Origin of the sequence: Pseudoalteromonas sp. SR44-5, from assembly GCF_014163675.1 — a bacterium.
Classification (GTDB): Bacteria; Pseudomonadota; Gammaproteobacteria; order Enterobacterales; family Alteromonadaceae; genus Pseudoalteromonas; species Pseudoalteromonas rhizosphaerae.
In genome coordinates this window covers 1-6,132 of record NZ_JACJDT010000030.1, presented here as the reverse complement: position 1 = coordinate 6,132, position 6,132 = coordinate 1, and the positions used below count along the sequence as shown (strand labels likewise).

Genomic DNA, 6,132 nt, shown 5'->3' with positions numbered 1-6,132 from the left:
AACTGCTCAATCAAAGCCGCATAGCTGTTGAGCTCGTCATCAGGTTTGCCTTGCTGACCATAAGTAATGCCTTGGTATAACATCGCTTTAGCCACTTGAATTTGAATCGCTTCATTTGGAGAGTCTCTGAACTGCTCAATCAAAGCCGCATGGCGGTTGTGCTCGTCATCAGGCTTGCCTTGCTGACCATAAGCAATACCTTGGTTATACATCGCGTTAGCCACTTGAATTTGAATCGCTTCATTCGGAGAGTCTTTGAACTGCTCAATCAAAGCCGCATAGCTGTTGAGCTCCTCATCAGGCTTGTCTTGCTGACCATAAGTAAAGCCTTGATTAAGAATCGCTTCAGCTACCCGAATTTGAATCTCTTCATTCGATGAGTCTTTGAACTTTTCTATCAAAGCTTTGTAACTGGTAAGTTGATTATCAGTCTGGCCTTCCTTACTATAAGCAATCCCTTGGTTAAACATCGCGTTAGCCACTTGAATTTGAATCGCTTCATTCGGAGAGTCTTTGAACTGCTCAATCAAGGTTGTAAAGCTGTTTAGTGCATCATTATGCTTGCCTAGCCACCCATTAGTAACGCCTTGGTTAACCATTGTAATGGCATATAATTTTGGCTCTTGTTCGCTGTTAACTAACCCTAAAACCTTGCTCCAAGCATAGAGTGCTTCATCATATTCACCACTTGAAAACGTCTTTAAACCCGCTTTAAACCATTCTTGAGCTGTTTGATATACTTTCGGTTTATTATGTTTAGTAACTGTATTGTCTTCTTTATTTCTTTTCGAGGTAACAACATCCTTGTTTTCAGCTAAGAGAGCGTCCCAAGCTTGTTGCTGTTCTTGCTTGATTTTTTCCAGCGCAGCCCTTGCCTCTGCTTCTAATTTCTCAGCTCGATCTTTTAGCTCAAGGCTGACTTTTTCGAGCTCAACTTTGGTCTCTGAAATTAATTTACCTTTATTATCTAATAACCATTTTTCCATATGACTTTCTGAGGCTGCATTAGCAGCCTGCTTGGCTTCGTATACCGCTCTGTTTTTTGCACTAAAACCGAGTGCGATTGCAGCAACTGTGATAATCAAACCAAAAATGGTAAATGCCATTCCCCACATATTAGTATTACTTGCAATATCACTTATCCGCCCATCAATCCCACTCATTTGATTAGTTTGCAGCTTTTCTTGCGTTTCGAGTTTAGTTTGTAAGTTAGCAAGTTGAACTTTGAGTGCTTGCTGCGCCGCTTCAAGGGTTTTAACATCATTACCGAGTGATTTTTGTTGCTGTAGCTTTTCATCTAGTCGAACAAGCTGGCTTTGCATACTAAACAGTTGCTGATACATCAAATCTTGGCTATTTTGCGTATTAGCTATAATCGGAGCTGAATTTACAGGCGTTGAATTAGGTGCTGTTGTAGCAAAAGCTGCGCTAAGCAAGCCCCATAAAAATACAAGTAGTAATAAAAAACGCATCAATCATCCCTAAAATAAATTTGCTTGCCAAGGTTGCATAACCACATAGTAGTCTTGTTAATCTAACCGAGTTTTGTAGCACATACCACCTAAAACCAACCATTTATAAAAACTTTAAGTTGTATTATTGATGCTAAACTAACCTAAATATCAGCGGGCTTACCAATATTAGCCCGCAACCAAAGCCCGCTTTAATTTGCCATGCTTTATATTTACCTGTGACTTTAATCCCTATAAATGGGCTTAATAGATCGATACGACGCGCAGCAATAAATACCAACCAACAAATAATGAAAGTGAGGCTGAGTATAAGTAATGGCTCTTCAAAGCCACCTAATTGCAGCTTCGACAAATAAAAGGCAAGGCCAATAATTACACTTTGATGTAATAGATAAAACGGAAATACGGCTGAGTTTAATAACGCTAATTTAGGGTAATCGTGATTCAAAAAGCGTTTTGCTAATGCCAGCATTAACATCACACCCACTAATCGTTGCGCGGTATACAGCATATCCATGCTGGTAATTTGCCATTGGCTCGTAGCTGGGTTTTGCCAAATCATGTGATAACCCAGCACGACAACTAAATAACCTAAAATGAATACCACTAATAACGCCTGCCAGTGACGTAGCAGTTGGCTGTAAAATGCAGGCTGCCAAGCAAGCAAGTAACCGTAAAGTAAAAACAACGCGCCCATGGGGTATCGGAATGTATCACTCGGCCAGCTCAGTTTTAAAATACACAGCGGCAATAGCAATACAATAAAAACAATAACTAACGATCGCTCACATAAACGCGTCATTATTGCTTGCACAGTAGCGTGGTGAAGCAGCGGTATCATTAACACTAGCAATAAAGTAAATTGCCATAACGAACGCAAGTACCAAAGATGGTTTACATCAACATGTGGCCAAATACCTGCTTGGTAGTGATTAAATAAAGGGTTAGTTAAATCAAAGAACTGCTGGTAGAACTGCCAAAAGCTCATAGCTAAACCAACCTCTTGGCTCATTTGCGCATAAAGCTGAATCGGCACTATAAACCAAATGCCAAACAATAAAGGCAGTAATATTTTTACACTGCGCGTAATTAAAAACATATCTAAACTAAAGCGCGCAATAATAAAGCGCAGCGCTACTCCTGAAATAAACCAGATTAGTCCCATTCGCCACGGTGACAGTAACAACATGACATTTTCAACACTGCTAGACAAATACTGGCTTTTAAAATGAAATCCCCAGTTTTGGCTGTATAACATGCCGGTGTGATAAAAAATTAATAAACCAAACGCAATTACCCGTAGCCAATCTAAATCATAGCGGCGCTCTGGTAATTCAACAGCTTGGTTGAACGCATTTTGCCATGGCTGTAATAGCGTGCGTGTTGTGTTTTTAATTACTATTTTAAGTGTCATGGTAGATTTAGCTTGCGAATAATTAATAACAACTATGAACAACACACTGCGTTAAGCAATCAGAAAAGGCTGACAAAACAGTCAGTAGGGATAAGCGGTGGATATCAGGGATGATAAGTTTGGTGATCTATCACTATCTTGCTAGTCTAATTACGGTCTTTTAAAGAGTAACAATAATAATGATCTCCTTAACGCATTTTCAGCGCTACCAGAGATGGTATGCGGCATTATTTTTATCTAGTTATATTTTTATAAACAATACTATAAATGCCAGCTCAAACATTATGGAAGCCCAGCGAGATGGCGAACTCCCATTTATGATCTGGGAGCCGTTTGTATGGGAATATTCCAGCGCTATTAGTACCTTGTTGTTGTTTCCCGCTTTAGTTTGGCTATTAAAAACCCAGCCTTTTAATTGGCAAAAAATCCCCCGCTCATTACTGCTTTATCTACTCGCTAGTATTGCTTTTTCGTTATTGCATATTGCTGTAATGGTCGCTATTCGCAAGCTCATTTACACCTTACAAGATATGCAATATGACTTTGGATTAGTGTGGTTTGAGTTACTTTATGAATATCGAAAAGACTTATGGGGGTTTTTATTTTTAATTGCTGTTATTAAAACCTATCAATATGTAGTGAGCCAATTAAGTGGTGAAGCAGCACCGATCAGACAAGGCGAAGATACGCCTGAAAATTTAAATTTCGATAGACTACTGGTAAAAAAACTGGGAAAAGAATTTATTGTCCGCGTAGCACAAATAGACTGGCTTGAATCTAGCGGTAATTATGTAAATCTACATATTGATGCAAGAATTTATCCGTTACGTGCAACTATGAGCCAACTTATAACTCAGTTAGAACCGCAAGGGTTTTGCCGTATTCATCGCTCCCTTGGCGTTCGGTTAGATGCGATTGAATCAATCACGCCACTACCGAGCGGAGACAGTGAAATAAAACTTACAACCGGCAAAGTACTTAACTTATCGCGTCGCTATAAAGAGCAATTTAAGGGACAGTTAAATTCAACTACAAGTCATTCTTAACTCACACTATGTTAAGCTAGCCTGATTTAGGTTAACCGCATTTATATTTTCGGAGTAGTTTAGTACGTGTCTTTAAATCGATTTATCCGCATTCTGCCATTGATTGTTATTTTATCCGGTTGTGAAACCACACCCGAACAACCATCTTCACAACCTGATACTAAGGCTAACCCAAATATTGTTGTTAAAGAACAAAACGAAAATATTGAGCAAATAGCTCCCTTAAGTCCTCAGGAACTCGATGATGTGTGGCAACGCATCCGAGCGCAGCTTACATTTTCCAATTCTAGCCACCCAGATGTGCAACAACGCATTGCATGGTATTTATCTCACCCAAACTATATGGATGAAATTAGTCGCCGTGCTGAGCCTTACCTTTATTATATAGTCACAGAGGTTGAAAAGCGGAACTTACCCATAGAATTAGCGTTAATGCCGCTAATTGAAAGTGACTTTGATGCCAGTGCCTATTCGCACAAGCATGCATCTGGACTTTGGCAATTAACGCCTGCCATTGCTAAGTACTTTAAGGTAAAAATTAGTCCTTGGTACGATGGCCGCCAAGATGTGATCGACAGTACCCGCGCTGCTCTGGATTTTATGGAGTACTTATACAAACGCTTTGATGGTGATTGGTATCACGCTATAGCAGCCTATAACTTAGGTGAAGGCCGTGTACTTAGAGCGATCAGCAACAATAAAAAGCAAGGTAAACCAACTGACTTTTTCAGTTTAAAACTCCCTCAGCAAACCAGTCAGTATGTACCTAAACTACTTGCTGCGGCACAATTATTAAAAAGCCAAAAAATGGCGTTCCCTGCAATAGCAAATAAAGATGCAATTGCCAAAATAGCCATTTCTGGCTCAGTTATTTTAGATAATAAAGCCCAATGGCAACAGTTAGAGCCCTTAAACTACGGGGTCATTCGCTTTCCGGCGATTATTGATGCACCGCATCTCGTCGTTCCTGCTAGTGAGCAAAAGCAATTTGAGACTATGATTGCTGATCAAGATTCTAACGACTACAGCCAATGGCAACATTATACAGTTAAGCGTGGCGATAGTTTGAGCGTGATCGCTAAGCGCTACAAAGTAACTGTAAGCCAACTAAAAGCATTTAATAATTTGAAAAATAGTACCATACGTATTGGTCAAAAATTAGTGCTACCGCAGTTAGCCGATACGCAAATAGAGCATAAGGTTAAATCTGGCGAAAGCTTGTGGAAAATAGCTAACCATTACAAAGTCAGCATCACTAAGCCAAAACAATGGAACAGCCTTTCAAGCGATCGCTTAAAAATAGGCGATAAGCTAACCGTATTTTTATCAGCAAGTTAATAACATGAACGCTGGATAATAAGCCTATCTTCAGCGGCTATATGCAATGCTAACTGTGTTAGGCCTGAATAATTAAAGGGCTGCAATCATGCAGCCCTCTGCAAACAGTGATTAATCATCAGCTTGTGATTTAGTGTGGTACCAATTTACTGTGCGGGTCAGCATCATAATCAAACTCAGTACCACAAATACCAATCGTTTTAAGTTACTGACCATTTATAGCGACAGATAAATACAGTGATAACAAGGCGTAAATTTTGACATGTAGTTGTTCTACTTAAAAAATTATAACGCAGTTAGCGCTTTATTTAGCTCGCTAGAATGGTTAAATATTTAAGTCGATTGGTATAAGTATCCATACTCAAATTGCTCTAAAGGTAGATTCCCTGGGACGTGAAGGAGCGTTTGTTTGATAAATAGGGATACACATGCCGTGGAGCATAGGGATTGCAAGAGCGGCCACTACTGAGTTCACCATGGGGTCTTGGCTTGGTGTTTTCATTTTATTCCAGACGTAAAAAAGCCGCTTCATTTCTGAAGCGGCTTTCTCAATTTGGAGCTTGGTGATGTCATAGTGCCCACAGCGGTAGAGAGCCACATAGCAAATGTATAGGTCGGCATTAGGCGCTTATTCTTTTCCTTTTACCTGATGCCTTTTACCTTTCACCTCGAACCTGCATTTTCACTTTCCTGCAGACAACAAAAAACCCGTCACATCGCTGTAACGGGTTTCTCTTATTTGGAGCCTGGCAATGTCCTACTTTCACATAGCAAATGCTACACTATCATCGGCGCTGTTTCGTTTCACTACTGAGTTCGGCATGGGGTCAGGTGGGTCCAAAACGCTATTGTTACCAAGCAA

At 40.0% G+C, this 6,132-nt stretch carries 4 protein-coding genes and 1 rRNA gene; 2 read left to right on the top strand and 3 right to left on the bottom strand.

What is annotated here, in order from left to right; translation table 11 throughout:
• Positions 1-1,472: tetratricopeptide repeat protein (locus tag H5154_RS15120; protein WP_182718801.1), on the bottom strand; the 1,472-nt coding region annotated here is incomplete at its 3' end.
• 133 nt (positions 1,473-1,605) lie between these two features.
• Entirely contained in the window at positions 1,606-2,886 is a 1,281-nt protein-coding gene (locus H5154_RS15115; RefSeq protein ID WP_182718800.1) for an acyltransferase, read from the bottom strand.
• 182 nt (positions 2,887-3,068) lie between these two features.
• Between H5154_RS15115 and H5154_RS15110 the strand changes: the two genes are divergently transcribed.
• Positions 3,069-3,932 carry a LytTR family DNA-binding domain-containing protein gene (locus tag H5154_RS15110; protein ID WP_145240309.1) on the top strand — a complete coding sequence of 288 codons (864 nt, stop codon included), beginning with the start codon at positions 3,069-3,071 and terminating at the stop codon, positions 3,930-3,932.
• Positions 3,933-3,998: 66 nt separating this feature from the next.
• The gene (locus tag H5154_RS15105) at positions 3,999-5,270 is read left to right on the top strand and encodes a LysM peptidoglycan-binding domain-containing protein (protein WP_182718799.1); all 1,272 of its coding nucleotides are present in this window, start codon (positions 3,999-4,001) and stop codon (positions 5,268-5,270) included.
• A 744-nt stretch (positions 5,271-6,014) separates the two neighbouring features.
• On the opposite strand, the gene rrf is transcribed toward H5154_RS15105, so the two are convergent.
• Positions 6,015-6,129: ribosomal RNA gene (rrf, locus tag H5154_RS15100) — 5S ribosomal RNA — on the bottom strand.
• Positions 6,130-6,132 lie beyond the last annotated feature (3 nt).

Excerpts from the sequence above, each read along its gene's own strand:
- H5154_RS15115 (WP_182718800.1), bottom strand. The coding sequence starts at position 2,886 with ATGACACTTAAAATAGTAATTAAAAACACAACACGCACGCTATTACAG.